Annotated in this window: 20 protein-coding genes; 12 read left to right on the top strand and 8 right to left on the bottom strand. The window is 33.4% G+C overall.

Annotation, left to right across the window (positions count from 1 at the left end):
* Nucleotides 1-42 precede the first annotated feature (42 nt).
* Complete coding sequence (locus CWS01_RS11190; protein ID WP_101177284.1) at nt 43-1167, bottom strand: CdaR family transcriptional regulator; 1125 nt, start codon at nt 1165-1167, stop codon at nt 43-45.
* Between the two features lie 559 nt (nt 1168-1726).
* On the opposite strand from CWS01_RS11190, the gene CWS01_RS11195 reads away from it, so the two are divergent.
* The 3 genes from CWS01_RS11195 (at nt 1727) to gtfA (ending at nt 5871) form a co-directional block, all read left to right on the top strand.
* A complete protein-coding gene (locus CWS01_RS11195; RefSeq protein ID WP_101177285.1) occupies nt 1727-2974 on the top strand; it encodes a 3D domain-containing protein in 1248 nt (415 codons plus the stop codon).
* Between the two features lie 458 nt (nt 2975-3432).
* Nucleotides 3433-4389 (top strand): carbohydrate kinase family protein, encoded by a 957-nt coding sequence (locus CWS01_RS11200; RefSeq protein ID WP_101177286.1) that lies wholly within the window; start codon nt 3433-3435, stop codon nt 4387-4389.
* 12 nt (nt 4390-4401) lie between these two features.
* Nucleotides 4402-5871: a sucrose phosphorylase gene (gene gtfA, locus CWS01_RS11205; RefSeq protein ID WP_101177287.1), complete on the top strand. Its 1470-nt coding sequence runs from the start codon at nt 4402-4404 to the stop codon at nt 5869-5871.
* Nucleotides 5872-5989: 118 nt separating this feature from the next.
* Here gtfA and CWS01_RS11210 read toward each other — a convergent pair whose 3' ends face one another.
* From CWS01_RS11210 to hxlA, 3 genes are all read right to left on the bottom strand, one after another.
* The gene (locus CWS01_RS11210) at nt 5990-6706 is read right to left on the bottom strand and encodes a 3-ketoacyl-ACP reductase (protein ID WP_101177288.1); all 717 of its coding nucleotides are present in this window, start codon (nt 6704-6706) and stop codon (nt 5990-5992) included.
* Between the two features lie 124 nt (nt 6707-6830).
* The gene (gene hxlB / locus CWS01_RS11215) at nt 6831-7388 is read right to left on the bottom strand and encodes a 6-phospho-3-hexuloisomerase (protein ID WP_101177289.1); all 558 of its coding nucleotides are present in this window, start codon (nt 7386-7388) and stop codon (nt 6831-6833) included.
* A gap of 5 nt (nt 7389-7393) precedes the next feature.
* On the bottom strand, nt 7394-8026 hold the full coding sequence (gene hxlA, locus CWS01_RS11220) for a 3-hexulose-6-phosphate synthase (RefSeq protein WP_101177290.1): 633 nt from the start codon (nt 8024-8026) through the stop codon (nt 7394-7396).
* 165 nt (nt 8027-8191) lie between these two features.
* Here hxlA and CWS01_RS11225 point away from each other — a divergent pair, with 165 nt between their 5' ends.
* Nucleotides 8192-8554 (top strand): winged helix-turn-helix transcriptional regulator, encoded by a 363-nt coding sequence (locus CWS01_RS11225; protein ID WP_101177291.1) that lies wholly within the window; start codon nt 8192-8194, stop codon nt 8552-8554.
* A 301-nt stretch (nt 8555-8855) separates the two neighbouring features.
* Nucleotides 8856-9884, top strand: coding sequence for a LacI family DNA-binding transcriptional regulator (locus CWS01_RS11230; RefSeq protein ID WP_328588908.1), 1029 nt, complete (start codon nt 8856-8858; stop codon nt 9882-9884).
* Nucleotides 9885-9930: 46 nt separating this feature from the next.
* Here CWS01_RS11230 and CWS01_RS11235 read toward each other — a convergent pair whose 3' ends face one another.
* Nucleotides 9931-10323 carry a hotdog fold thioesterase gene (locus CWS01_RS11235; RefSeq protein ID WP_101177292.1) on the bottom strand — a complete coding sequence of 131 codons (393 nt, stop codon included), beginning with the start codon at nt 10321-10323 and terminating at the stop codon, nt 9931-9933.
* A gap of 155 nt (nt 10324-10478) precedes the next feature.
* On the opposite strand from CWS01_RS11235, the gene CWS01_RS11240 reads away from it, so the two are divergent.
* Nucleotides 10479-10967: a MarR family winged helix-turn-helix transcriptional regulator gene (locus tag CWS01_RS11240; RefSeq protein ID WP_235852032.1), complete on the top strand. Its 489-nt coding sequence runs from the start codon at nt 10479-10481 to the stop codon at nt 10965-10967.
* Entirely contained in the window at nt 10964-14089 is a 3126-nt protein-coding gene (locus CWS01_RS11245) for an MMPL family transporter (protein ID WP_101177293.1), read from the top strand. Before CWS01_RS11240 ends, CWS01_RS11245 begins: the two co-directional genes overlap by 4 nt.
* A 67-nt stretch (nt 14090-14156) precedes the next feature.
* On the opposite strand, the gene CWS01_RS11250 is transcribed toward CWS01_RS11245, so the two are convergent.
* Nucleotides 14157-15533, bottom strand: a complete 1377-nt coding sequence (locus tag CWS01_RS11250) for an amino acid permease (RefSeq protein ID WP_101177294.1) — start codon at nt 15531-15533, stop codon at nt 14157-14159.
* Between the two features lie 375 nt (nt 15534-15908).
* Between CWS01_RS11250 and CWS01_RS11255 the strand changes: the two genes are divergently transcribed.
* Nucleotides 15909-16934 carry an AI-2E family transporter gene (locus CWS01_RS11255; protein ID WP_101177295.1) on the top strand — a complete coding sequence of 342 codons (1026 nt, stop codon included), beginning with the start codon at nt 15909-15911 and terminating at the stop codon, nt 16932-16934.
* 111 nt (nt 16935-17045) lie between these two features.
* On the opposite strand, the gene CWS01_RS11260 is transcribed toward CWS01_RS11255, so the two are convergent.
* A complete protein-coding gene (locus tag CWS01_RS11260; protein ID WP_101177296.1) occupies nt 17046-17261 on the bottom strand; it encodes an aspartyl-phosphate phosphatase Spo0E family protein in 216 nt (71 codons plus the stop codon).
* Between the two features lie 672 nt (nt 17262-17933).
* On the opposite strand from CWS01_RS11260, the gene CWS01_RS11265 reads away from it, so the two are divergent.
* A complete protein-coding gene (locus CWS01_RS11265; RefSeq protein WP_101177297.1) occupies nt 17934-19364 on the top strand; it encodes a sensor histidine kinase in 1431 nt (476 codons plus the stop codon).
* A gap of 38 nt (nt 19365-19402) precedes the next feature.
* On the opposite strand, the gene CWS01_RS11270 is transcribed toward CWS01_RS11265, so the two are convergent.
* Nucleotides 19403-20242, bottom strand: coding sequence for an undecaprenyl-diphosphate phosphatase (locus CWS01_RS11270; RefSeq protein WP_101177298.1), 840 nt, complete (start codon nt 20240-20242; stop codon nt 19403-19405).
* Between the two features lie 266 nt (nt 20243-20508).
* Here CWS01_RS11270 and CWS01_RS11275 point away from each other — a divergent pair, with 266 nt between their 5' ends.
* From CWS01_RS11275 to CWS01_RS11285, 3 genes are all read left to right on the top strand, one after another.
* Nucleotides 20509-21450 (top strand): carbohydrate kinase family protein, encoded by a 942-nt coding sequence (locus tag CWS01_RS11275; RefSeq protein WP_157827631.1) that lies wholly within the window; start codon nt 20509-20511, stop codon nt 21448-21450.
* A 75-nt stretch (nt 21451-21525) separates the two neighbouring features.
* Nucleotides 21526-22464, top strand: coding sequence for a phosphoglycerate dehydrogenase (locus tag CWS01_RS11280; protein ID WP_101177300.1), 939 nt, complete (start codon nt 21526-21528; stop codon nt 22462-22464).
* A 256-nt stretch (nt 22465-22720) separates the two neighbouring features.
* Nucleotides 22721-24640: a methyl-accepting chemotaxis protein gene (locus CWS01_RS11285; protein WP_101177301.1), complete on the top strand. Its 1920-nt coding sequence runs from the start codon at nt 22721-22723 to the stop codon at nt 24638-24640.
* Nucleotides 24641-25036 lie beyond the last annotated feature (396 nt).

A 25036-nucleotide genomic window follows, 5' to 3' on the forward strand; every position in this document is an offset into this window, starting at 1 on the left:
AGGGTGTTTGACTATAGATAAACAACTGAAATTTAAACGGTTTCATTTAGTCTTTTTTAGATAATCATCCAAAAATTGAATAGCAAGATAAAGAGTAGTCAAATCTTGAAAGTCTTTTGGATTCAGTTTTGTCAGTTCTTCTATACGTTTTAGGCGATAATGGAGGGTATTGATATGAATATGCAGTTTTCGTGCTGTTTGTTTAAAAGATTGATTTTTCGATAAAAATGTCTGCAATGTAGAAAGCAGTTCAGCATCTTTTATTATATTTTTAATTGTGCGGTTAACGAATTCTATACGTGTTTCTTTTTTGATCTCTTGCAAACACATTTCAAGAAGCAATTGATCATCAAATATAATAGAAGTTGTCTTTTGTGCGACAATTAAAGCACGCTCAGCTTGCTTAAAAGATGGACAAACCTGTTTGGGGGAACAGGTTTGTCCAATCCCAAATGATGTATGTAAGGCGTATTTCTCTTGCAGATATGTTTGCAGCTGCTCTAGGAAATGCAATATACGCTCCTTGTTATCCTTTTTATTTATTGCATGAAGCAAAACAAAATGTTGATTTCCCCAGCGAACAAAAATATCGTTAGCAGTCATTTTGAATGTTTGTTGTATATCTTGCAAAATATTAGTTTGCATTAAATCCTTTTTACTGCTTAAATAATGGCAAATAATTACTTGTCTGTTTATATGTAAATCAATGCCTAATAATTCAGCTTGATTTTGAAAAGTTTCGGACCAGTCTTTCGGTTGAATCCAATCAAAAACGAAGGCCTCTAATGTACGGGCTTCTCTTTCTAATTGTTCTGAGTAGTAACTTTCTTTAACAAGCAATTCGGTCATTTTTTGGATGATTTCTCCATATGGAGACACATTTCTAGGATCTCCTGTTATGCCAATTACACCAATAATTTGCTGCCTAAAAAAAACAGGCAGGTTAATCCCTGATTTAACTCCTTTTAATATCTTCTGATCTTCCTTTGTAATGGTAATTTTTGTTTGTTTATGTGAACAAATAAGGGCTCCTTCATGGAAAGCACCAACTCGACTGTCGTTGGTGCTTGCAATGATTATCCCATTTACATCTGTAATAATGAGATCTTCATTTAAGCATTTTTTAACTTCTAAAATAATGTTTTTTGCTAAAAGTGATTGCAACATTATCCATACTTCCTTTCCTGATCGCTTCCGTGTTTTGCAAATGGTTCTTTAAAAGCATCTATTACTATATCGACATTTGCTTCATCATTAGAATGCCACAGTATAAGATATGTTTTTTATTTGCTTCAATAGGCTCTATATTATATATAGAATAAACATAGATTATCTTTTATTATATAGTTAAAAAGGCGGAGGCAAAGAAAAAAGATAAATAGAGTGAATATTGATATTTTTTATTTTGATATTTCTTTTTCATTTATTAATATTGTGGAAAGATAGAAAAGCTTTATCGAAAATATTAGTAGACAAATCCCTTTACAGTGCGTGTTTTCTGTATAATGGCAACGAAGGTAATGGGATAAAAAAATGATATAAAAATAATAATTTTAATGGAAAAATAAAGAAAATAAATAGTTATTATACCCATATTTTACTGATTATATAGTTTGAATTTTCTGTAAATATAGTAATTTTAAGCTAAATGACTTAGTAATTTAATAGAATTGTAATATACACCCTCTTTACTTGTGTTATAAAGGATACAGAAAGGGGTTTTTAGATGCGTTCCTTAAAAAAAATAATAGTCATTTCTCTGACAAGTATTTTATTTTTGTCAACTTCTATGATGGCTCATGCAGAAACGAATCAAGAAACACTAGAGAAAAAACAAAACAAACTTGAGGAAAACGAAGCGTTGATTCAAGAAAAAGAAGCAGAAAAACAAGAGGTTTCGAAAGAGCTTGAGGCTGTACATAACGATTTAGCAGATCTTAAGAACGAAACAGAAAAAAATAAAGAAAACATAGCTGCTTTGGAAAAAGAAATTAAAGAAACTCAAAACTTAATAGATAAAAAGAAAAAAGAAATTGTTGTATTAGAAGATAAAGTACTTGCACGGAAAGCGGTAATGAAAGAGCGACTTGTTACACTTCAGCATAATGACCAAACAAACGTCTTTTTGGAGGTCTTGCTGAATGCAGAAGATTTATCTGATTTCTTAGATCGTGCAACAGCTGTTTCTGTTATATTTAATACAGATCGAGATATTTTGGAACAGCAGCAAAAGGATTTAGAAACAATTGAAAAAGAAAAGCAGGAGGTTGCTGAGCAAGAGAAAGTATTGCAAACTCAGTATGAAACGTTGGCTGTCAATCAAGCAGAATTAGAAAAAAATCTGCAAAAGGGCCAACAAACACTTGCTAGTGTACAATCAAAATACAATGATATTTCCAAAGAGATTACACTTGCTGAAAATGAAAAATCAGCTATCCAAGATCAAATTAAACAAGAGCAAATTAATTTGAAAAAACAAGAACAAGCTGCTGAGGCAAGAAAAAAAGCACTTGCTAAAGCGAAGAAGGAATCAGAAGAAGAAGCAGTAAGTGCAACAACAAATGTGGCAGCTGTGTCTACTGAAAAAGAAAGCAGCAAGCCAAACAATAATCAAATAAATAACAACAGCAACAATAATGGCAGCAATAGCAACAGCACAGCTAGCAGCAAACAGAACAGTGACAGCAGCAAAACATTATACGTTACTGCAACGGCCTATAGCCATGAAAGTACAAAGTCAGATTTTACAGCACTTGGCTATAATATAAAAAAGAACAATAATATGAAGCTGATTGCAGTTGATCCTTCTGTTATTCCATTGGGCACAAGAGTCTGGGTAGAAGGATATGGTCAGGCTATTGCCGGGGATACTGGCGGAGCTATTAAAGGACATAAAATTGATGTATTGATGCCAAATAACAGCAAATCAATAGCATGGGGAAGAAAAACAGTTAAAGTTACTATTTTAAAATAAATTTATCCCCCAAAAAACTCTCACAAAACTATTTGTGGGAGTTTTTTGAGGAAAAAAGTAGATACATTAAAAAAAGAAAGCATTATTTTGGTTCTTATTTTTGTGAAACCGATAAAGAAAAATAATTGACAGAAAGAAAAGCAAATGATAAATTATTTATGAAAACGATATCATTTAAAAGGCTATCATTTTCATAGTGGTTTATTATCATAGTTTCTAAAAAAATGAAAACGTTTTATATTATATATGTATTAGAAGATACTTCCTTATTTACAGTCAAAAATGGAATCGGTACCAATGAGGTATTTAGAAATCTTTATTCCTATTTTAGTGTTTTTAACCTTCACTGATTGAAGTTTTGTTTACTATGAAATGTTTGAAAGCTGAAGATAGATTTTACTATCAATAGATAAATACACTCTAGCAAATATTTATTAATCTATTTTGGAGGAGTACACATGTTCAAGCTGGATGGAAAAATTGAGTTTTCAGACAAAAATAATGATATTTTAACGGTAGGAGAACTTCTTATCGATATGATATCTGAAGATTATGCTGAAAATTTTGAGAGTACTGCTTATCATAAATTTTTTGGAGGGTCTCCTTCCAATATTGCAATGAATGTGAAGAATTTAGGCATCAACTCTATAGTGGCATCTGCTGTTGGGGAGGATGGTTTAGGAGACTTTTTAATAAATCATTTGCAAAAGGCCGGCATTGATACAAACTGTGTGCAAAGAGTCGATTATTCCACAAGTATAGTTGTAGTAACTAAAAGTAAATCCACTCCTATTCCAATTTTTTATAGAGGGGCAGACTATAGAATAGCTTATACTTCTAAGTTGGAAGAGGCATTATTACAGTCTAAAATTATTCACTTTTCTTGCTGGCCTATTTCTATGCTGCCTGTTCGCCATACAATTGAAAAGGTAATCGAAGCAGCAAACAAGAATAATATATTGGTGTGCTTTGATCCTAACTATCATCCAATGATATGGAAAAAGGGAGAAAATGGTGTCGAGTATGTGAAAAGCATTATCAGCAAAGTAGATATTATCAAACCATCCGAAGATGATGCAGAAAGATTGTTTGGGAAAGATACTCCAGAAAATCAACTAGAGAAATTTCTGAAACTCGGTGCAAAACTTGTTATTATGACATTAGGAAAAGATGGCGCCATTGTTTCAAATGGTGAAGAAATCATTAGATTTCATACATTGGCAACAGAAATTGTAGATACAACAGGCGCAGGAGATGCTTTCTGGTCTGGATTTTATACAGCAGTGGTAAAAGGATATTCGATAAGAGAAGCATTAAATCTAGGTTTTGCAGTTAGTGCCTATAAGTTAAAATACACTGGTGCGGTAGTAGATTTGCCAAAATTAGAAGCAATTCAAGAAATGTATGGATATTAGGAGGAATTAATAATGGCAGTGAAAAATCAAGTGCAGCTTATCACATACCCAGATTCATTAGGAGGGGATTTAAAGACTCTTAATCAAGTGCTTTTAAAACACTTTTCTGATATTTTTGAAGGCGGAGTTCATATTCTTCCTCCTTTTCCATCTTCAGGAGATAGGGGATTTGCTCCACTAACCTATCTGGAGATTGAACCGAGTTTCGGCACTTGGGAGGATATCAGACAAATTGGAGAAAATTTTGATGTATTAGTCGATTTAATGGTTAACCATATTTCTAGACAATCAGCTTATTTTCAAGATTTTCTTCAAAAAGGACGAAAATCTGAATATGCAGATTTATTTATCACATTAGATAAACTGTGGGAAGATGGACAACCTGTTCAAGAAGATATTGATAAAATGTTTTTGCGCAGACCTTTGCCATATTCTACTTTTACTATTGAAGAAACTGGAGAAGAAGAGAAGGTTTGGACAACATTTGGAAAAACAAATCCTTCTGAACAAATTGATTTAGATATTAAATCAGAAAAAGTAAAACAGCTGCTTACAGACTTTTTTGTTAATTTTAAAAAACAAAATGTTAAAATAGTCAGACTAGATGCGGTAGGTTATGTTATTAAAAAACTAGGAACAAGCTGCTTTTTTGTAGAGCCGGAAATATATGAATTCCTTGACTGGGTGATGGAGCTAGCTAATTCACTAGATATTGAATTGCTTCCTGAAGTTCATTCCCATTATTCAATTCAATATAAATTAGCAGAACATGGCTGTTGGATTTATGATTTTATTTTGCCATATAGAATTCTTGATACCTTAATCAATAAGACCAGCAATGAATTGCTTGATTATTTAAAAAACCGCCCACATAAACAGTTTACAATGCTTGATTGTCATGATGGCATTCCAGTTAAACCAGATATGGATGATCTTATTGATACGAAAGAGGCGAGAGCATTAGTAGATGTTTGCTTAGAAAGGGGCTCCAACCTTAGTCTTATATTATCAGATGAGCATAAAGCAGAAGATGGATTTGATGTGCATCAAATTAGATGTTCTTATTATTCGGTCCTTAATTGCGACGATGATGCCTATTTAGCAGCAAGAGCAATCCAATTTTTTGCACCAGGTGTTCCTCAAGTATATTATGTAGGACTTCTTGCAGGAGAAAATGATGTGGAAAATGTCCAAAAAACAGGAGAAGGCCGTGAAATTAATCGCCATAACTTTAGTTTCAAGGAAATTGAAGAGTCCCTAGACAAAAAAGTAGTACAAAGATTGCTAACACTTATCCGTTTTAGAAATGAATATGCTGCATTTAATGGAGAATTTGAAGTATTAGAATCTGCTGCAGATGAAATTCTCCTATCTTGGAAAAAGGAAGAAAAGCATTGTACATTATATATTAATCTTCAAACAAATAAGTCTGTGATTGATTATGTGAATGAATCAGGAGATATTGTTCAATATACGGTGTAACAATCCATTTTGAAACTTAATATTCCTGTATGAATTTAGAAGAGTCGTTTCCACTATTTCTTTTGGAAATAACATGCTAAAAAAGTAACCTCTCAGAATGAGAGATTACTTTTTTTATTTAAGGATTTGTTGACCACATGCCAGCTGTTTTAATAAATACGCGAGAGTTTAACTTTAACTGAGATACCATAAATTCTGCAAGATCTTCAGGCTGCATTACTTTTTCTGGATTGCCGTCTGTTAAATTTGTATCAATTGCCAAATCTGTAGCGACAGTACTTGGTGTAAGTGCTGTTACACGAATATTATGTTTTCTTACTTCAAGCATCAGTGATTCTGTTAATCCTAATACAGCAAATTTAGAGGCACTGTATGCACTTGTAACAGGAGCTCCCTTTTGTCCAGCTGAAGAAGAAATATTAATAATATCTCCTGCTTTTCTTTCGATCATGCCTGGAAGAACCGCTTTTGTTACATAGTATGTACCAAGAAGATTTACTTGGATAATTTTTTCCCAATCTTCTGTAGAAAGGTCAAGAAATCCGCCGAACTTGGCAGTACCAGCATTGTTAATTAGAATATCTATTTGCTTTAATTCGCTTGTAATAAGGTTGACTGCCTCGATAACAGATTCATTATTTGCAACATCTGCAGTTGCAATTGATACATTTACACCATATTTTTTTACTTCGTCAGCCACCTTTTCTAAATTTGTTGACGTTAATCCAATCAACCCAAGGTGGACGCCTTCTTGTGCAAGGGCGATGGCAGTTGCACGGCCAATTCCTCTGCCAGCACCTGTTATTAATGCTACTTTTCCTTTAATTGATGCCATTTAAAACACTCCTTTATCAATATTAAACTTTAATATATAAGAAATTCTATTATAAATCTACCAAAGTGCATGAAAAACAGGAGAAGAAATGACCTAATCTTTAAGGCATTTCTTCTCCTTGTTATTATTCTAAGTTTGCATGCTTTCCATACATTGTATTAGAATCCAGCCCTTTTTTCTCCATAAACTTTAAAATGACGCTGTCTAACACAAGCAATAAAAGCTGTTCAAATAAAGAACCCATTGGCTGAATGGTAGAAAAGTCGCTGTCTGTATTATCTTTTGGCGAACCTGGAAGCTTAACCGCATAATCGGCTAGGTTTCCAACTGTTGACTCAGGAAAGATGGTTACAACAATTACTTTTCCGCCAATGCTTTTTGCTTTTTCTGCAATGGAAATAAGCCCTTTTGTTTCTCCAGATCCTGTACCGATGATCAGCAAATCTTCTTTTTCAAAATTAGCCGTTACGGTTTCACCGACAACATATGCATCAATGCCCATATGCATCATTCGCATTGCAAATGACTTTAGCATAAATCCAGATCTTCCAGCACCGGCAACCAGTACTTTTTTTGCAGAGAGGATACTGGTTACTAATTCTTCTAAATCATGATCGGATACAAGTTTGGAGGCTCGGTCCAGCTCTTTTAGCACTTCTTGTAAATAGTCAGTTGACTTCATAGATATTAACCTTGCGCGATAAGTTCTTTGAATTGAGATGCTGTTTCTTTTAAGTTTTCTTTACCAGTAATTCCGCCGCCAACGATAACTAAATCAGGTTGAGCTGCAATAACTTCTGGTAATGTTTCCAGTTTAATTCCACCTGCAACAGCAGTTTTTGCGTTTTTCACAACACTTTTAATTGCTTTTAAATCATCAAAAGAATTTTTTCCTACTGCTTGCAGATCATAGCCTGTATGAACACAAATATAGTCTACACCGAACTCATCTAGTTCTTTCGCACGTGTTTTAATATCTTTCACTGCAATCATATCTACAAGGATTTCTTTTCCTTGTTTTTTTGCTTCTGCTACTGCACCTTTAATAGATTCGTCTTCTGCAACAGCAAGGATAGTTACAATATCTGCACCATGTGAAACAGCTTGACTTACTTCGTAGCCAGCAGCATCCATAATTTTCAAATCAGCTAATACAGTCGTATTAGGAAATGCCTCTTTTAATTGTTTAACAGCATTTAATCCTTCATTTATAACCACAGGTGTACCAATTTCTACAACATCTACATATTCCTGTACTTGAGATACTACCTCTATTGCTTGTGGGATATTAACTAAGTCTAAAGCTAATTGTAATTTCATTATTAGCACACTCCTTTTTTATATTAAGTATTTTAAAAATGCTGATTTCATTTTCTGTACAAAATTGATTATACGACTTATAATTTTTTTAAGTAAGTACGCACTTTTTTTTTATATAGTGTCAAAAAGTATACTATGTGTTATAAAAGGAATGGAGGTTTAATAATGGGAAGAATGGAAAACAAAGAATTCAACTGTGAAAAAGAATTAACATTGAGTATTATTGGAGGGAAATGGAAAATGTTAATTCTTTGGCACTTAGGTTTAGAAGGAACAAAAAGATTTGGAGAGCTAAAAGCTTTAATTCCAGGAATTACACAAAGAATGCTTGTTAATCAGTTGAGGGAATTAGAAGAAGATCAGATTGTAAAAAGAGTAGTCTATCCAGTTGTTCCTCCAAAAGTCGAATATTCTTTAACGAAAGAAGGAGAAAGTTTGATGCCAATTCTTGATAGCATGTATAAATGGGGAAGAAATTATATGGATACGGTGTTAGATACTCCGCCTGCTATTAAAGAAATAAAATAATAGATAAAAGGGCTTTAGTGAACTTTGGCTAAAGCCTTATGAATACAAAATTGGATGATTGGTTTTTTAGGGAACTGCCATGATTTATCACGCATTAACTTGCCTCACACCGATTGAATTTTCACTTTATTGCATCATTCAGTTTGTTATGTTATATTTTCGATAGTGAATGCAAGCGTTTGCATATGATCAGGATGCATTTTTTGAAACTTATATAAAAAACAAAGCAATATAATTAAAATTTTGAAAATATTCCTATATATAAATCTTCTAGATGATAAATTTTAAAAGGGGGGGATAAATGGTGGCTGTTACGATTAAAGATGTTGGAAAAGTGGCGAATGTCTCTCCATCAACTGTTTCTCGCGTGCTTGCAAACCATCCAAAAATAAGTGAAGCAACAAAAAGAAAAGTTCGTGAAGCAATGGAAAAATTGGGCTATCATCCAAATTTGCAGGCAAGAAGTCTTGTCGTAAAATCAACTAATACAATCGGAATAGTTATGCCAAACTCTGCTGAATTAGCACTTGAAAACCCTTTTTTTCCTGAAGTGCTGCGGGGCATCAGTTTAAAAGCGAGAGAAAGTCATTATGGAATATACTTAACAACAGGAGCATCAGCTGACGAAATCTATCAGGAAGTAGTTCAAATGGTTCAAGGAAAAAGGGTAGATGGCATCATTCTTTTATATAGTAAAACAAACGATTATATTATGGATTACTTACTGAAAGAGCAATTTCCCTTTACTGTCATAGGAAGACCTTTTATTAATGCAGAGCGAATTACACATGTAGACAATGATAATATTTATATAACAAAACAAATTACAGATTATTTATTGCAGCTTGGACATACTCGAATAGCTTTTGTTGGGGCAAATATGGAAATGGTGTATACAATTGACCGTTTACAAGGATTGCAGCAGTCGCTAGAACAAGCAGGAGTTTCTTTTGATGAATGTTTAGTTATATACGATGCTCAACTAAAAAATAGGATGAAGGAGCAATTTTCTAAACTTTTGCAAGATCCGCATCCACCAACAGCTATTGTGGCGGCCGATGACTTTGTCGCAATTGAACTAATCAGTTATGCAGAGGATTTAAATATTGCTGTTCCAGATGATATTTCGATTGTAGGATTTAATAATATTATAATAGGAAAGTATATAAAGCCTTCCTTAACAACAGTTGAGATTAATATCTATCAGCTGGGAGTAGAAGCTGCAAAATACTTGCTTGAATTATTGAAAGAAGATGACTTTTTGCCCAGAAGAATTACAGTACCAGCAAAAATGATTGAAAGAAAATCCTGTTGCAGAAAAATACAATGATCAGTAAAAAAGGATGAAGCTAGCATGTTAGTTTCATCCTTTTTTATTATTTTTTTTTAGCTACAACCGCAATTGTGCAACGAGAAATGCTTATTAATTGTTCTTGCTCGTCGAAGATTTTTGTTTCATAGACCATACTTGTTCTGCCTTTATGGATTACTGTTGCAATAGCAGTAACAATTCCATCTTTTTTAGAGCGAATATGATTAGCGTTTATTTCTTGCCCAAATACTGCTTTTGCTTGCAGATCAACTAAGCTTGCTGCTCCTAAACTGGCCACTGTTTCGGCGAGTGCGACAGATGCTCCACCATGCAAGTAGCCAAATGGCTGTCTAGTGCGGTGATCGACTGGCATAGTAGCGATGCAAGTTCCATCTGCTTTTACCTCTTTTATTTCTATTCCTAATGCTTCCATCAATGTATTATTTATTTGAAACATTCAATTAGGCCTCCAAAGAATCCACTATATTTGCGATACATTATAGCATAAAGAACAGGCATAAGGTATGTATATGTAGTTAAAAATATAAGAAAGTTATTGACATAAAAATATTTGATTAGTTAAACTGTTTAATAGTTAAGAGTTTTAACTAATTGACGGGAAGGTGGGTTCTTATTAGTAAACATAATATTAAAGAAGTAGTAGATCGTTATGTGGATATTAACTTTTCTGTAAACCGAAAACTTGATTATCTTATTCGCATGGAAATAGGAGATACCCTAACATGTGAACAGCATTATACAATGCGTTATATTAATCAAGCTACTTTATGTACATCATCTGAATTGGCACAGGTTTTTGGAGTGAATAAAAGTGCCGTTACTTCTATTATTAATCGTCTCTTTGAAAGAGAATTAATTAATCGTACGAGAGATGAAAAGGACAGAAGAGTCATCTATTTAACGCTTACAGAAAAGGGAGAAACGGTGTTTTTTAAAATGGAAGAGCGTATTCAACGTCTAGTCGAATCGATTATCAATCAATTTAATGATGAGGAAATCCAAACATTTTTGAAAACCTTTGAAAAATTAAATCGCTTAATTGATGGAAGCAAAGAAATCCATAAGGAGGAGGAGCTGTGAGGACTATATTAAGAGGCAAATGGTTTATACCAATTGTTTGGGTTATTATAATTGTCGGCTTATTTATGACAGCACCTAATATAGCTGATCTTGTGAGAGAAAAAGGGCAAGTTAGTGCACCTAGCACTTATAGTTCTTCTGAGGCAAGCAGACTAATAAATGAAATTCAAAATCAAAAAAACATAGGAGACCAGTCTACGGTTGCGCTTGTGTTCCATGATGATAAAAAACTGACAGACAAAGAAATAGCAGAAGCCAAAAAGGCAGTAGAAAAATTAGAAAAAAATAAAAAACAAATAGGAATCACAGACATATTAACACATTTTAAAGATGGAAATTTAAAAGACCAACTTGTGGCAAAAGATGGAAAAACGATTCTGGTTTCTCTCTCTGTCAGCTGGAATGACAGAGAAGCAGAAGAATTAAATAATCTTTTATATAAGGAAATTAAAGAGTTTAATGTAGAGCATTATTATACGAGCAATTGGATGATTGATCTTGATCTAACGAAAAGTTCAGAAGAGGGGCTAAAGAAAACAGAAGGAATTACAGTTGTTTTTATTTTGGCAGTTTTATTAATCGTTTTTCGTTCCATCGTAGCTCCTCTAATTCCCCTTATAACAGTTGGAGTTTCTTATTTGGCTTCTCAATCGATTGTAGCAATATTGGTAGATCAATTTAATTTTCCGATTTCTAATTATACACAAATATTTTTAGTCGCTGTATTATTTGGGATAGGCACAGATTATTGCATTCTTTTAATATCACGTTTTAAAGAAGAGATGCAGCATGAAGAAAGTATTGTGGAAGCCATAATAAAAACATATAAAAATGCGGGACGAACAGTGTTCTTTAGTGGTGTTGCTGTTATGATTGGATTTGCAGCCATTGGTTTTTCTCAATTTAAATTATACCAATCTGCATCAGCAGTAGCTGTTGGTGTTGCTTTATTGCTAATTGCTCTGTTTACGGTTGTTCCATTTTTTATGCTTGTATTAGGGCATAAGATTTTTTGGCCATCAAAAGGTGCAGCCGGTCATAATGATAGTAAATTATGGGAGTTTGCAGGAAGATTTTCATTAAAACGTCCGGTTATTGCTTTGGCAATTGTAGCGATTGTATGTGTACCATTTCTTGTTACATATGATGGAAAGCTTTCATTTAATTCATTAGATGAAGTAGGGGGGGATGTAGCCTCCATTAAAGCATTTAATGCAATTGCTGATAGCTTTGGACCTGGAGAAGCAATGTCAACAACTGTTGTTATAAAAAATGATGAAAAAATGAATTCGGCAGAATATATGGCTTTAGCAGAAAATATTAGTAAAGAATTAGAAAAGATTAAGCTTGTGGATAAAGTTCGATCGGTTACACGCCCAACAGGAGAGCCGATTGAAGATTTATATTTAGCGAAACAAGCAAAAGAGCTAGAAAAGGGACTTGGAGAAGGAAAAGAGGGGATTGATAAGATTAAGGAAGGGCTCGATGATGCAGGAAATGAGCTTTCTAAATCAGAACCACAGTTAAACAGTGCATCAGATGGAATTAATGATTTAATTAGAGGCACGTCTGATATACAAACAGGATTATCGCAAATACAGACAAATTTAGCAAAAATAGAAGATGGAATTCGTCAAGGCACGGCTGGCTCTGATCAAATTATTAAAGGACTAGAAGATGCAGAATCCGGTGCAGATCAGTTATTGGCAGCACATCAAAAGATAAAACCAGGTTATGAGAAAATAGAGAACAATTTAACGGCAATTGTGTCCCAGTATCAAAAATTAGGAGAAGGTGTTGAGCAGTTATCAAAAGGGCTTAATCAAATTCCTAAAGAATCATTCACTTATTTAGAACAAAAATATGCTGGATTAGGTGAAGAAGCTGCATATCTTGGGGTTAAACAGGGGGTTTTGACCACACAAGAGCAGCTGCCAACAATAGCAGCAAGCGTTAATAAATTAAATGACGGATTAAAGCAGGTTCAGTCAGGGATGACAGAAGCAAATAATGGCTATAGCGAAGTGCTAAAAAATCAGGCATCTCTTGGTACAGGTTTGGAACAGTTAATTGCTGGAATACAAAAACAAAAAGCAGCTTTTAATCAATTAGCAGATGGACAAGGAACCATTGTTTCGAATATGCCGAAGTTAACAAAGGGTTTGAATGATGTAAATGATGGACAGAAACAATTATTAGAAGGTTTTGGCAGCATTGGCAGCCAAATTGGTGAATTATCAGATGGTCTTAATCAGAGTGCAGAAGGTTTAGATAAAGTTTCAGAAGGGATAGGATCAGCAACAGATTATTTATCTGGTTTATCGGAAAGTGACGAAGATAACTTTTATTTGCCAGAAGAAGTATTAGAAAGCAAAGATTTTGCACAGTCAATTGATACGTATTTATCAAAGAACCGCAAATTAATGACAATTGACGTAATATTTGCTGCAAATCCTTATTCAAATGAAGCAATGAATCAAGTCGATGATATAAAAAGTACAGTAGAGCGTGTGACAAAAGGAACAAAATTGGAAAATGCAAAAGTGGCAGTAGGTGGGATTACAAGCACCAATGCAGATTTGCGCACAATGTCTAATCAAGATTATTCTAGAACAGTTGTATTAATGCTGGTCGGCATTTCCATTATTTTAATCTTTTTATTCCGTTCCATTATTATGCCAGCTTATATTATTGGATCATTAATTTTAGCTTTTTATACAGCGATGGGAATAAATGAAGCAATTTATGTAAATTTAATCGAATACACAGGCATTAGTTGGGCTGTACCATTTTTTGGATTTGTTATTTTAATAGCACTAGGTGTTGATTATAGCATCTTTTTAATGGATCGATTTAATGAATATCGTGATCTGTCTATAAAAGAAGCGATGCTAGAAGCGATGAAAAAAATGGGAACCGTCATTCTTTCTGCAGCGTTAATCTTAGGTGGAACATTTGCTGCAATGATGCCTTCGGGAATGCTTTCCCTGCTGCAAATTGCAAGCATTGTTTTAATTGGCTTAGCTTTATATGCATGCTTGATTTTACCGCTGTTTATACCAGTTATGGTCAAAAACTTTGGAGAAGCAAACTGGTGGCCTTTTAAGAGACCGAATAATTAAAGAGAAGAATAGTGTAATGAGTAGAAGAAAAAGCATCGGTATCCGTAATTGGCCGATGCTTTTTTTATTAGTTTTTAGTATTCAGCTTACTATGTCTGTATCCATATAGGAAATAAATAATTAATCCAATTACTAACCAGACGCCAAAGCCTTGCCATGTGAATTTACTAAGCTGCATCATTAGATAGACGCAGAAAATAATAGCTAATGCTGGAATAAAAGGAACAAGGGGTGTTTTGAATCCACGCTTTAAATCTGGCTGTTTTGCTCGAAGTACAAGTATCCCAAGAGAAACTGCTGAAAAGGCAAAAAGTGTACCAATATTTGTTAATTCTGCTAGTTGATTTAGTGGTACAAATCCTGCAAAGATGGCAACTAAAGCAGCTGTAACCCATGTACTTACAATTGGAACTTGTCTTTTAGGGCTAACTTTTTGCAGTGCTTTTGGAAGTAGTCCATCTTTGCTGATCGCATAAAATAAACGGGTTTGTCCAAACATCATTACCATTAGTACAGTTGTTATCCCGATAATTGCACCTAATGAAACAAAACCAGCGGCCCAGTTTTGGTTAATGAAATTTAAGGCAAAAGCAACTGGATCTTTAACATTTAATTCTGTGTACGGAACGATGCCAGTTAATATTAATGAAACAATAATATAAAGAATAGTACAGATTGCTAATGCAGAGATAATCCCAATTGGCAAATTTCGCTGCGGGTTTTTTACCTCTTCGGCAGCAGTTGAAACGGCGTCAAAACCGAAATAAGCAAAAACAACAACCGCAGCACCAGTTGTTACCCCAGAGAAACCATATGGTGTAAATGGCAACCAATTATCTGGCTTTATATACCAGACTCCAACAGCGATAAATAATAAAACAACAGCAAGTTTAATAATAACCATTATAATATTTAATTTGGAGGATTCTTGAATACCACGAGTTAATACTAATGTAATGATAAAAACAATAAGAATAGCAGGTACATCAACAAAGGTTCCTGCTTCCGGATTAAAAGCACTAGTCATAAAAGTAGGAAGATGAATGCCAAATCCACTTAATAATCCTTGGAAATAGCCAGACCATCCGCTTGCAACAGCAGCAGAAGCTAATCCATATTCTAACACTAGATCCCAGCCTAATATCCAAGCAATAATTTCGCCAAATGCAACATAACTATATGTGTAGGCACTCCCTGACTCTGGAATCATAGAGGCAAATTCTGAATAGCATAAAGCAGCAAATGTACAGGCTAATCCTGCTATGATAAAGGAAAGAATAAGCGCAGGTCCAGCATATTCAGCAGCAGCTACTCCTGTTAAAACAAATATACCCGTTCCTACAATAGCACCGACACCAAGCATAGTTAAATCAAAAGCGCCTAGCACTCGATTTAAAGGGGTTGAAGTGCTTGTAGTAACAGTTTTTTTACGAAATAAATTCATACAATCCTCCTGTTGTAGATAAATGTTGAAAATTATCAAATAATGTCGAAAAAAGAAATAACTTTGTTAGTTTACTAACTTTTAGATAACTTGTAAAGAAGCTATTTGTTATAGTGGGAAAATTTTTTCTATAGCATTATTCATTTGTATTCAAGGGAGAGATTATTCATATTTATGCCTTTTTTTCCAAGAAAGCATAAAGTTAAAAGTCAATGAACGAGTTTCTTCTTTTTGCAAATTTTGTCGTATTTTAAGGAGATATATCTTGTTATTTTTATGGAATTCGTAAATAATGAGGGAAAAGGAATAAATATCATAAATGAAGGGTTACTACATATTGTATATAGTATCCAACAATTGTCAGGGGTCTTTTAAATGGATTATTTGTCAAAACTTGTCCTTAACAAGGATTTAAAACGATTTTTTATTCTTCTGCTTCTTATTGGTATTATTTTTGCCGTTAGAAGCATGATTAATCTTATTTTATTTACGTTTATTATTTCCTTTTTAATGGATCGTTTTGTTTGTGTATTTGAAAAAAGAATACCGATAAGACGAAATATCATGGTGGTATTTTTATATGTATTGGTTATTGGAATATTGGTATATGGAATCAGCACGTATTTGCCTATCATTATTGTGGAGGTTACGCAGTTAATTAGGAGTATTATGGGGGTTTATATGAAACCTCATGATAATGTTGTGTTTAATTATATAGTAGATATTATTAAACATTATAAAATTTCCTCTTATTTGCAGCAAGGAGTTGCTTTTTTATTAAAGTACTTTTCGAATATTGGGCAAATTAGTCTACAGTTATTTATGGCAATAGTATTAAGTTTCTTCTACTTATTAGAAAAAGATAAATTAAAGTTGTTTTCACAACGCCTAAAGAATAGTAAAATTTCAGCCATTTATTTAGAATTTCAATATTTTGGAGAGAGATTTGCTGGTACATTTGGGAAAGTAATTGAAGCCCAATTTATGATTGCATCATTTAATACGACATTAACAACATTGGTTTTATATTTTTTAGGTTTTCCTCAATTATTTGGCCTAGCGATAATGATTTTTATTTTGAGTCTTATCCCAGTTGCAGGTGTGATTATTTCTTTTATACCGCTGGCCACAATTGCGTATACTTTAGGCGGAATTTCTCAAGTAATAACAATTATAATATTAATTATTGTTATCCATGCAATGGAAGCATACATCTTGAATCCAAAATTAATGTCTTCTAAAACGGATTTACCGGTATTTTTTACTTTTATTGTCCTTATTTTTTCAGAGCACTTTTTTGGCGTATGGGGACTAATTGTAGGTATTCCAATTTTTATCTTTCTTTTAGATATCTTAGAAGTGAAAAATTCACGTCCAAAAAAGAGTAAGCTCAAAAAGTAGATAAAGTTGTTAACGGCATATATCGAAAAGTAGTAGTCCATATGAAGGCAGGAACATAAGAAGTGAACCCTTTGAAGATTAGTCATGGACTCTTTAAAACGTGTAATGCAGTTAACAGCTTTTTTTAATTTCTGTATGCAGATTTTTTTCGCAGGTTAAAACCATTTTTTGATATAACACGATATAAGTATCTAACTTTTGACTTATTTGAATCGTATTGGTGCTTTGAAAACCCTCTTGCAGTCCCATTTCAATTAACTCTTTTCTTAAACTTTGAATATGGACTAACAAATTGTTAGCTTCCCTGTTATCTAGTAGAACAGTCATCAAAATTAACTCCCTTATAAAGTGAAACTTCAGTCAGTAAGAGGTTTTTCTTCGCCGTTAATATAAAGTCTTAAGGCCAAATAACGTAGACGTTGCTGCAAATTGTGGGTGCGTTCGTTTATGTTTTATAATCCTGGCTTTTGTATCTCTGACTTAGACTTCCTTATTATCCTTTTTCATCTTAAAGCTTGAAGATCTTTTTGCCCTTGTTAATAGGGGTACTTTTAGGATGTTACCAAAAAACTGTAAAAAACTAAAGATTTTTATTTGATTTTTCTTACATTTTACGAAAATAGTTCTTTATGACTAAACAAAAGAACGATGTGATTGTGGAAAAATTTAAAAGTGGTATTATATATGAAGAAAATAACGAAAATCTTTTTAGTGAGGTTTTGGAAGATGGGATGTATCTTTGCTTATCACGTATTAACGGGCTTTTGCCCTCATCTAAGGGAGTATAAGAGAAGACGAGAAATCTAGGCGGGCAGAAACTTGCTGAGTAAAGGCCTGATAAAAAAGAACACAGACTATAGTACCCACGTCCTGTGGCAACGACTGTTTGCCCTATATCCTATCTTGCCTCATTTAACAATCATTAGGAGACGTGGAAAACCCCCAATGATTGAAGTTTCACTTTATACTAATTGTGGTTATTGACAGAAGGAGAAATGCATGATCGTTGGTATATTTATATTTATGATTGGTTTAATTCCTATTGTATTAGCTATTGGCACGTTTAGACTTTTTAATGGTTCTAAATTTTCTATTCTTTTATTGATTTATATGTTATTTATTAGCATCTGGCAGTTTTCTGTTAGTGTATTATATTTTCCAACTATCCTATCAGAGGAAACGGCTTTATTTTTATTTCGTCTATTCCGTATGGGATCTACATTTTCAATAGCTATAATTTTTTATATCGTTATCATTATATTGGATAATAATAAGTTTGATTCAAATGTTCATTACTTTTCTAATAAATTACGGCGTTTCGTATTTAATAAAAAGGTTTTTTATCTTTATATCATTTGGAGTATTTTTATATATTTTATAAATTGGACATCCCTTGGAATTAAAGGTTTGTCTATAGTTAATCAAGAAACATTGGGACTTCATTTTTATTTTCCAGTATATGGTTCTTTTAATAGTGTCTATCTTTTTCATATGAGTACACTGCTTATATTTCTAGCTTGTTTAATTATTATAGCAAAGCGAGTTGAAAATCGGTATGTACAAAGATTCTTAAGAGCTTATGCCATGTATTCCTTTTTATTGTTTTTTTCTGGTTTTCTTAATTTTATCCCGCAAACGGGAATCTTATTTAGCAGTCTTGGAATTGTATTATTTGCGAGCATGATTATTTTTGAATTTATTAAAATGAATGTAGATAAAACAAATCAATATAACGGCTTATTGGAAAGGCAAAAAAAATTAGATTATGCAGGCAGTTTATCAAGCAGCCTTATACATGAAGTTAAAAATAATGTGCAAGTCATTAGAGGCTTCCACAAACTAATAAAAGAAAATACAGTTCTTGATCAAAAAAATGAAGAGTTTTTTGATCTGGTGGATAAAGCATCCTACCAGCTTAAAGAAATTGTAGAGAATTATTCGCTTTATATGAAACAAGCACAGCTGACTTTTGCGATGGAAGATGTTAACTCACTGTTAGAAGAAGTAGTGGAAATGGTGAATAAAAGTGCTAAAGAATCTAGAGCTGCGATTAAACTCTATTGCCTGCAAAAAAATATAAAGGCGTATATAAACAAGCCAAATATTCAGCAAGCGTTTATTAACCTTATAAAAAATAGTATTGAGGCCATTCCTCCTGAAAGAACAACAAGAATGATTTTGATTACGGTAGGTGAGCTGCAGGAAAATGTTGTGATAACATTGCGTGATAGTGGAACAGGCATTGAAATTAATGATTTGGAAGAGGTTTTTAATCCATTTACGACAACAAAGGAAAAAGGCATGGGAATGGGGCTTGCTTTTGTGAAGAAAATTATCTTAGAACATCGAGGAGATATTTGCATTAAGGAAAGTTCTTCAAAGGGGACAGAATTTGAAATAGTGATTCCTTTATATGCTTTGGCAGAATAAAAAAACGATTCTTATTTTTGGTAAGAATCGTTTTTTTATTATAGGAAAACTAAAATAATAATAACCGCTAACACAATACGGTAAATTGCAAATGGCAATAGTTTAATCTTATCAATCAACTTTAAGAAGAAACGAATCGATATAATCGCAAAAACAAAGGCGCTGATAAAACCTGCAATAAAGAAAGGCATTGTATCCATTGTGATATATTGCCAGTTTTTTAATAAGGAGATAAAGCTCGCACCAGCCATAATTGGCACAGCCATAATAAAGGTAAAGTCAGCTGCGGTACGGTGGCTTAACCCAAGCAATACTCCTCCGGAAATAGTAGATCCAGAACGGGAAAAACCTGGCCATAAGGCAATACATTGGAAAAGACCGATTAAAAAGGCTTGTGTATTCGTAATTTTGTCTACTGTGTCAATTGCTGCATTTTTTCTTCGTCTTTGCACAAAGTCAGCAACAATCATTAAAATGGCTCCAACAATCAATGCATACACTACAGTATGAATGGTAAATAGATGCTCATCGATATAATCCTCGAATAACACACCCAATATCCCCGCAGGAAGCAATCCAATAATAATCTGTACTAAACTTAATCTGTGTCCTTTTTTCCGAACGCCATTAATTTCTTTTTTTAAACCTAAAATATTTAAAAAACGATCTTTAAATAAGATGACAACGGCTAAAATCGAGCCTAGTTGGATAACAACTTTGAAAGTATTCGCTACTTCAGGTCGGAAAATTTCCTTTGATTTTAATAATAAATCATCGACAATAATCATATGTCCTGTAGATGAAACAGGTGCAAATTCTGTCAATCCTTCTACTAGTCCCAATATAACCGCGACAATAATATTCCATAATTCGTTCAAACCATTCACTCCTATTAAATCTTGTAGTTTCTATATGTATATTTGTTAATTTCGGCATTATGTCCTACCATATCATAACAAATTTCTGGTGAAAGAAAAACTCCCAATTTCAGAGAATAGATTCTTTCCTTTTCCACTTAATATAAAACGAAAAGATTCATTAAGAAGTTTCACATTTTCAAAATATCGTTTTAAAAGTGTTTTGGAAATAGAGATTCATTTTGTATGATTAAGGTATAAATAAACTTTTAAAAAGGAAGATGATTTTGAAAAAACAAGGAATTATTACTATTGGAGATGCTTTTATTGATTTTTTTTCTACAACCAGCGAAAACGATACATTTGAAAAGAAGCTTGGAGGAGCAACTGTAAATGTTGCTGTACATATTAGCCGGTTTCAAATACCTAGCTATTATCTGACAAAGCTAGGAACAAAAGAAGATAGTCTGTTTGTAAGAGGAGAAATAGAAAAAGAAGGAGTTCGTTTAAAATATAGCGTAATGGATTGTAATAAGGAATTAAGTGCTGTTCATGTTCATACAGGCATTAATGGGGAAAGGCAGTTTCATTCTTATAGCAATAACACACCAGACCTTGTTTTAAAGGAACAAGACATTACGTTAGATGCTTTCCATAATAAAAAAATATTTTATTTTGGATCTGGTACACTTTTTCATCCGGAAGCAAAAAAAACGACAGAAAAAGCATTAAATATTTCTAAAAAAATGAATTTGCTAGTGAGTTTTGATGCTAATATCAGGCTGCAAAGATGGTCAAGTGAAAAAGAATGCAGAAACGTCATTAAAAGATTATTCCATACTATAGATATATTGAAATTATCGGAAGAAGAAGTGCTATTTCTTTTTGAGGTAGATACTCTTGAAGAAGGTTTAAAGAGATTAGCAGAATATCGAATTCCTGTGGTTTTTATTACGATGGGAGAAAAAGGTGCTTATGGTTTGCTGCCTAATTCATTGGTTCATAAAAAAGGGGAAGCAATTGTAGCAATCGACACAAATGGAGCGGGGGATGCTTTTATGGCGGCTATTCTTTATTGTATCCATGAAGAAGGAATGCCAACTACAGCAGAAACTTTAAGTGAGTGTCTGATAAGCGGAAATATTTTAGGGGGGAAGGTAGCTGAACATGTTGGATCATTGCCTTTATTAAAAGATTATCGCCAAATAATATCTTCTAACATGAAATAATGGATTTTTCATTTAGAGAATTTATGAGAATAAAATACTGAAAAAGTAATAGATGGAGAGAGGAACATAAACAATATGACAAAGGTTTTATTATCATTAAGTGAAGTTTTTAAAAAACAAGAGAAACAACTTTGCGCTGAATTAGCAGAATTAGGTGCGGAAGTTATATCGATTGTAACAAAAAAGGAATCTATATTTGATTATGTACAGGATGCAGAAGTGATTATCACTGGGGTAGAAAAAATTGATCAAGAGGTCATGAATGTTGCGCCTAATTTGCAGTATATTGCAAAATTTGGTACAGGTGTAGACAATATTGACTTAAAAGAAGCGGAAAAGAGAGGGATTAAGGTCACTAATACACCAGGACAAAATGCTTCTTCTGTAGCAGATTTAGTATTTGGCTTAATGCTTGCTGCAAGCAGACACTTGGCAGAATCAAACAATATAGTAAAAAGCGGGAGCTGGAAACTATTAATGGGGAATGAAATAGAAGGAAAACGCTTAGGTATCATCGGTTTTGGCGAAATTGGAAAAAAGGTAGCAAAAAGGGCAATAGGGTTTGATATGGATATTATTGCATATGGAAATCATAAAGATTATGCTGCTGCTCAAAAGTTAGGTGTTCAATTTACTGAGCTAGAAGATTTGCTGCAAACATCTGATTATGTGGTGATTTGCACCAATTTGAAAAAATCCACTTATCATTTACTTAATAAGGAACGTTTTTATTTAATGAAAAAAAGTGCTTATTTAATTAATATCTCAAGAGGGGATATTATCGATGAATCAGCTCTTATCACTTGTCTCAAGGAAAACAGAATAAAGGGAGCAGCGCTAGATGTGTTTAGCAGTGAACCACCTAATTTAGAATTAGCACAATTAAAAAATGTGCTCTGCTCCAATCATATTGGTGGAGCTACGGAGGAATGTGCTGATCGAATTAAGGAAGTAATTATCGGAAACATGAAAAATTATTTAGCCAATAAATCATTAGATTATATTGTAATATAGGGCTATTCGTATAGGAAAACAATAAGTAAAACATATCATAAGTGTTTATTTGTGTTTTTTTCAGAAAAATGGCTATTTTCCTATAATAATCTGCTCGATATTGTCGATAAACTTAATATCACTTGTTTTTAAAAGGGGCAATATTTAATATGAGGAGAAAAAATAGTATAAAAAAAAGAAAGGAGAAAATATACTATCTATTAAATTTAACCAAATTTTAAATTTCTCGCTACGCAAAAAGTTGCTTATCTCATTTTTGATTATTTTATTGGTTCCAAGCATTATTATTGGTGCAGTTTCTTTTTATAGTGCCAAACAAAAACTTGAAAATAGTATGCTTCTTTCTGCACAGCAAAGTGTTGCCTTCATTCATACTGAAATAAATAACATTCTGGAGACAAAAGAGCAGGACGCCACTTTTTTGGCGAATAATATTAATGCCAGTATGCTAGATGAAAATGAAGAAGAAATCCAAAGAATCTTCACTCAATACTTAGGACAAAATCAAAATGTTTTTGGGGTGTATTTCGCAAGAGAAGATGGGAAGATGTTCCTGAATGCAAATCAAAATGCACCGGAAGACTTAGATCCACTAAAGGAAAACTGGTATCAGCAAGCAATGAAGGCAGATGGGGAAATTATTATGCTGCAGCCTCGTGAAGATGGTCGAACAGGAAACTCTATTGTGACATTTGCAAAAACTACATATGATAAAAAAGGTGTTATTGGGATAGATCTTAAACTAAGTTCATTAAAAGATATGATTCGTGGCTCTAAAATTGGGAATGAAGGATATTTAACTTTATTAGATCAATCGGGAAAATATATGTACCATCCACAAGTAACTTCGGGGGTGAAACCAAAAGAAGCTGCATGGTATAAAGAAATATACAATAAAGAAAAAGGGTCCATAAGTTTCAGTGAAAAAGGCAAAGATAAAGTAATGTTATTTGAAACAGATAAAGATACAGGATGGAAAATCGCAGGGGTTATGTACAATGCTGAAATTACTCAGGCTTCTTCCAGCATATTTATCATGACTGTTATTGTGATAGCGGCATCTATTATTATTGGTGGGGCACTTATTTTCATTATAATTAAATCAATTATAACTCCATTAAAAAAAGTAACGAACAGTGCTAAAAAAATCTGCAGCGGTGATTTAACAGAAACAATTGTTTATGCTGGGAATGATGAAATTGGTGAGCTTTCAAAGAGCTTTGCAGAGATGCAGAACTATTTGAAATTACTTATTGGACAATTAAACTCAAGCATGGAACAGGTAACATCATCTTCGGAACAACTTTTGGCAAGTGCAGAGCAAACGTCAGCAGCATCTAATCAAGTAAGTACCGCTGTGCAGCAAATAGCTAGTGATGCAGAAGGAATAACGGATAAAATGGAGAGTTCCAATCATTCTTTAGAAGAAATTTTAAAAGGTGCTCTTCAAATTGCAGATAGGTCTGTTAATGTTGCTGCTTTATCGAAAGAAACAGCAACATTAGCTGAAGACGGCGGAGAATTTGTCGCTCAAAATCTTGAGCAAATGAAATTTATTAATAAATCAGTAAAGCAATCCAATGAAGTAATCCATTCTCTTTCTAATCGTTCAAAGGAAATCGGCAAGATAATAGAAGTGATCCAATCTATCTCCAATCAAACGAATCTACTGGCATTAAATGCAGCAATTGAATCTGCCAGAGCAGGGGAACATGGAAAAGGATTTTCAGTAGTGGCAAATGAAGTGAGAAAACTAGCAGAACAGTCTCAAGAATCCGCGAAGCTAATATCTACTTTAATTGCAGAAATTCAACAAGATACAGAGCATTCTGTCCAAATAATGAGTAAAGTTTTAATACATGCAGAAGATGGTCTATCTATTTCGGAAGCTACTTCGAATAAATTTGCACAAATTATTAGCAGCACAAAAGTGATTGGTCCACAAATTGAGGAGGTATCTGCGACTGTACAGCAAATGTCAGCAGGTCTTCAAGAGGTGACATCACAAACGGGTGACATTGTGTCCATTGCTTCGTTTAATGCAGAAGGTGCAGAAGAAGTGGCAGCAGCATCCCAAGAACAACTTGCATCAATGGACGAGATTTCGCATTCGGCTAAAGCACTAACCGTACTGGCAGAAGAGCTGCTGACTACTGTTAATATGTTTAAAAAATAATGTTTAAATCATGTTATCAAGGATATTCTTAATAAATGCTTCGCTGTCTTGTTTTATGTGTTAAAATATGTAAAAAAACTCGCCTTTTGAAAAAGAAAAAATTATTTTATCCACAAATCCTAATAAAAAAAGCAAAATCAAAAATAATGAATTAGTGATTTGCTTTCAGAGTGTAGACAAAGCTTATTTTGCTAACTTTTCAGGCTGATCGAAAACGGTTGTCTTTGGAGGCGTGAAGCCTTGGGAGGAGCGGAGTTACCCAGGTAGGTAATGAGTATCCGAACAAGGCGAACAACGAAGAAAGCGAGCGTTTGTCGACAGCCTCAAAGCAAAATCAAAAATAATGAATTAGTGATTTTGCTTTTTTTATTAGGTGCAGTTCATTTGCATACTTTA

The sequence above is a fragment of the Niallia nealsonii genome, from assembly GCF_002835805.1.
In the GTDB taxonomy this organism is placed as follows: domain Bacteria; phylum Bacillota; class Bacilli; order Bacillales; family Cytobacillaceae; genus Niallia; species Niallia nealsonii.

What these genes read in the sequence shown, in the direction of transcription:
- CWS01_RS11190 (WP_101177284.1), bottom strand. Translation starts at nt 1,167, where the DNA reads ATGTTGCAATCACTTTTAGCAAAAAACATTATTTTAGAAGTTAAAAAA.
- CWS01_RS11195 (WP_101177285.1), top strand. Translation starts at nt 1,727, where the DNA reads ATGCGTTCCTTAAAAAAAATAATAGTCATTTCTCTGACAAGTATTTTA.
- CWS01_RS11200 (WP_101177286.1), top strand. Translation starts at nt 3,433, where the DNA reads ATGTTCAAGCTGGATGGAAAAATTGAGTTTTCAGACAAAAATAATGAT.
- gtfA (WP_101177287.1), top strand. Translation starts at nt 4,402, where the DNA reads ATGGCAGTGAAAAATCAAGTGCAGCTTATCACATACCCAGATTCATTA.
- CWS01_RS11210 (WP_101177288.1), bottom strand. Translation starts at nt 6,706, where the DNA reads ATGGCATCAATTAAAGGAAAAGTAGCATTAATAACAGGTGCTGGCAGA.
- hxlB (WP_101177289.1), bottom strand. Translation starts at nt 7,388, where the DNA reads ATGAAGTCAACTGACTATTTACAAGAAGTGCTAAAAGAGCTGGACCGA.
- hxlA (WP_101177290.1), bottom strand. Translation starts at nt 8,026, where the DNA reads ATGAAATTACAATTAGCTTTAGACTTAGTTAATATCCCACAAGCAATA.
- CWS01_RS11225 (WP_101177291.1), top strand. Translation starts at nt 8,192, where the DNA reads ATGGGAAGAATGGAAAACAAAGAATTCAACTGTGAAAAAGAATTAACA.
- CWS01_RS11230 (WP_328588908.1), top strand. Translation starts at nt 8,856, where the DNA reads ATGGTGGCTGTTACGATTAAAGATGTTGGAAAAGTGGCGAATGTCTCT.
- CWS01_RS11235 (WP_101177292.1), bottom strand. Translation starts at nt 10,323, where the DNA reads ATGTTTCAAATAAATAATACATTGATGGAAGCATTAGGAATAGAAATA.
- CWS01_RS11250 (WP_101177294.1), bottom strand. Translation starts at nt 15,533, where the DNA reads ATGAATTTATTTCGTAAAAAAACTGTTACTACAAGCACTTCAACCCCT.
- CWS01_RS11255 (WP_101177295.1), top strand. Translation starts at nt 15,909, where the DNA reads ATGGATTATTTGTCAAAACTTGTCCTTAACAAGGATTTAAAACGATTT.
- CWS01_RS11260 (WP_101177296.1), bottom strand. Translation starts at nt 17,261, where the DNA reads ATGACTGTTCTACTAGATAACAGGGAAGCTAACAATTTGTTAGTCCAT.
- CWS01_RS11265 (WP_101177297.1), top strand. Translation starts at nt 17,934, where the DNA reads ATGATCGTTGGTATATTTATATTTATGATTGGTTTAATTCCTATTGTA.
- CWS01_RS11280 (WP_101177300.1), top strand. Translation starts at nt 21,526, where the DNA reads ATGACAAAGGTTTTATTATCATTAAGTGAAGTTTTTAAAAAACAAGAG.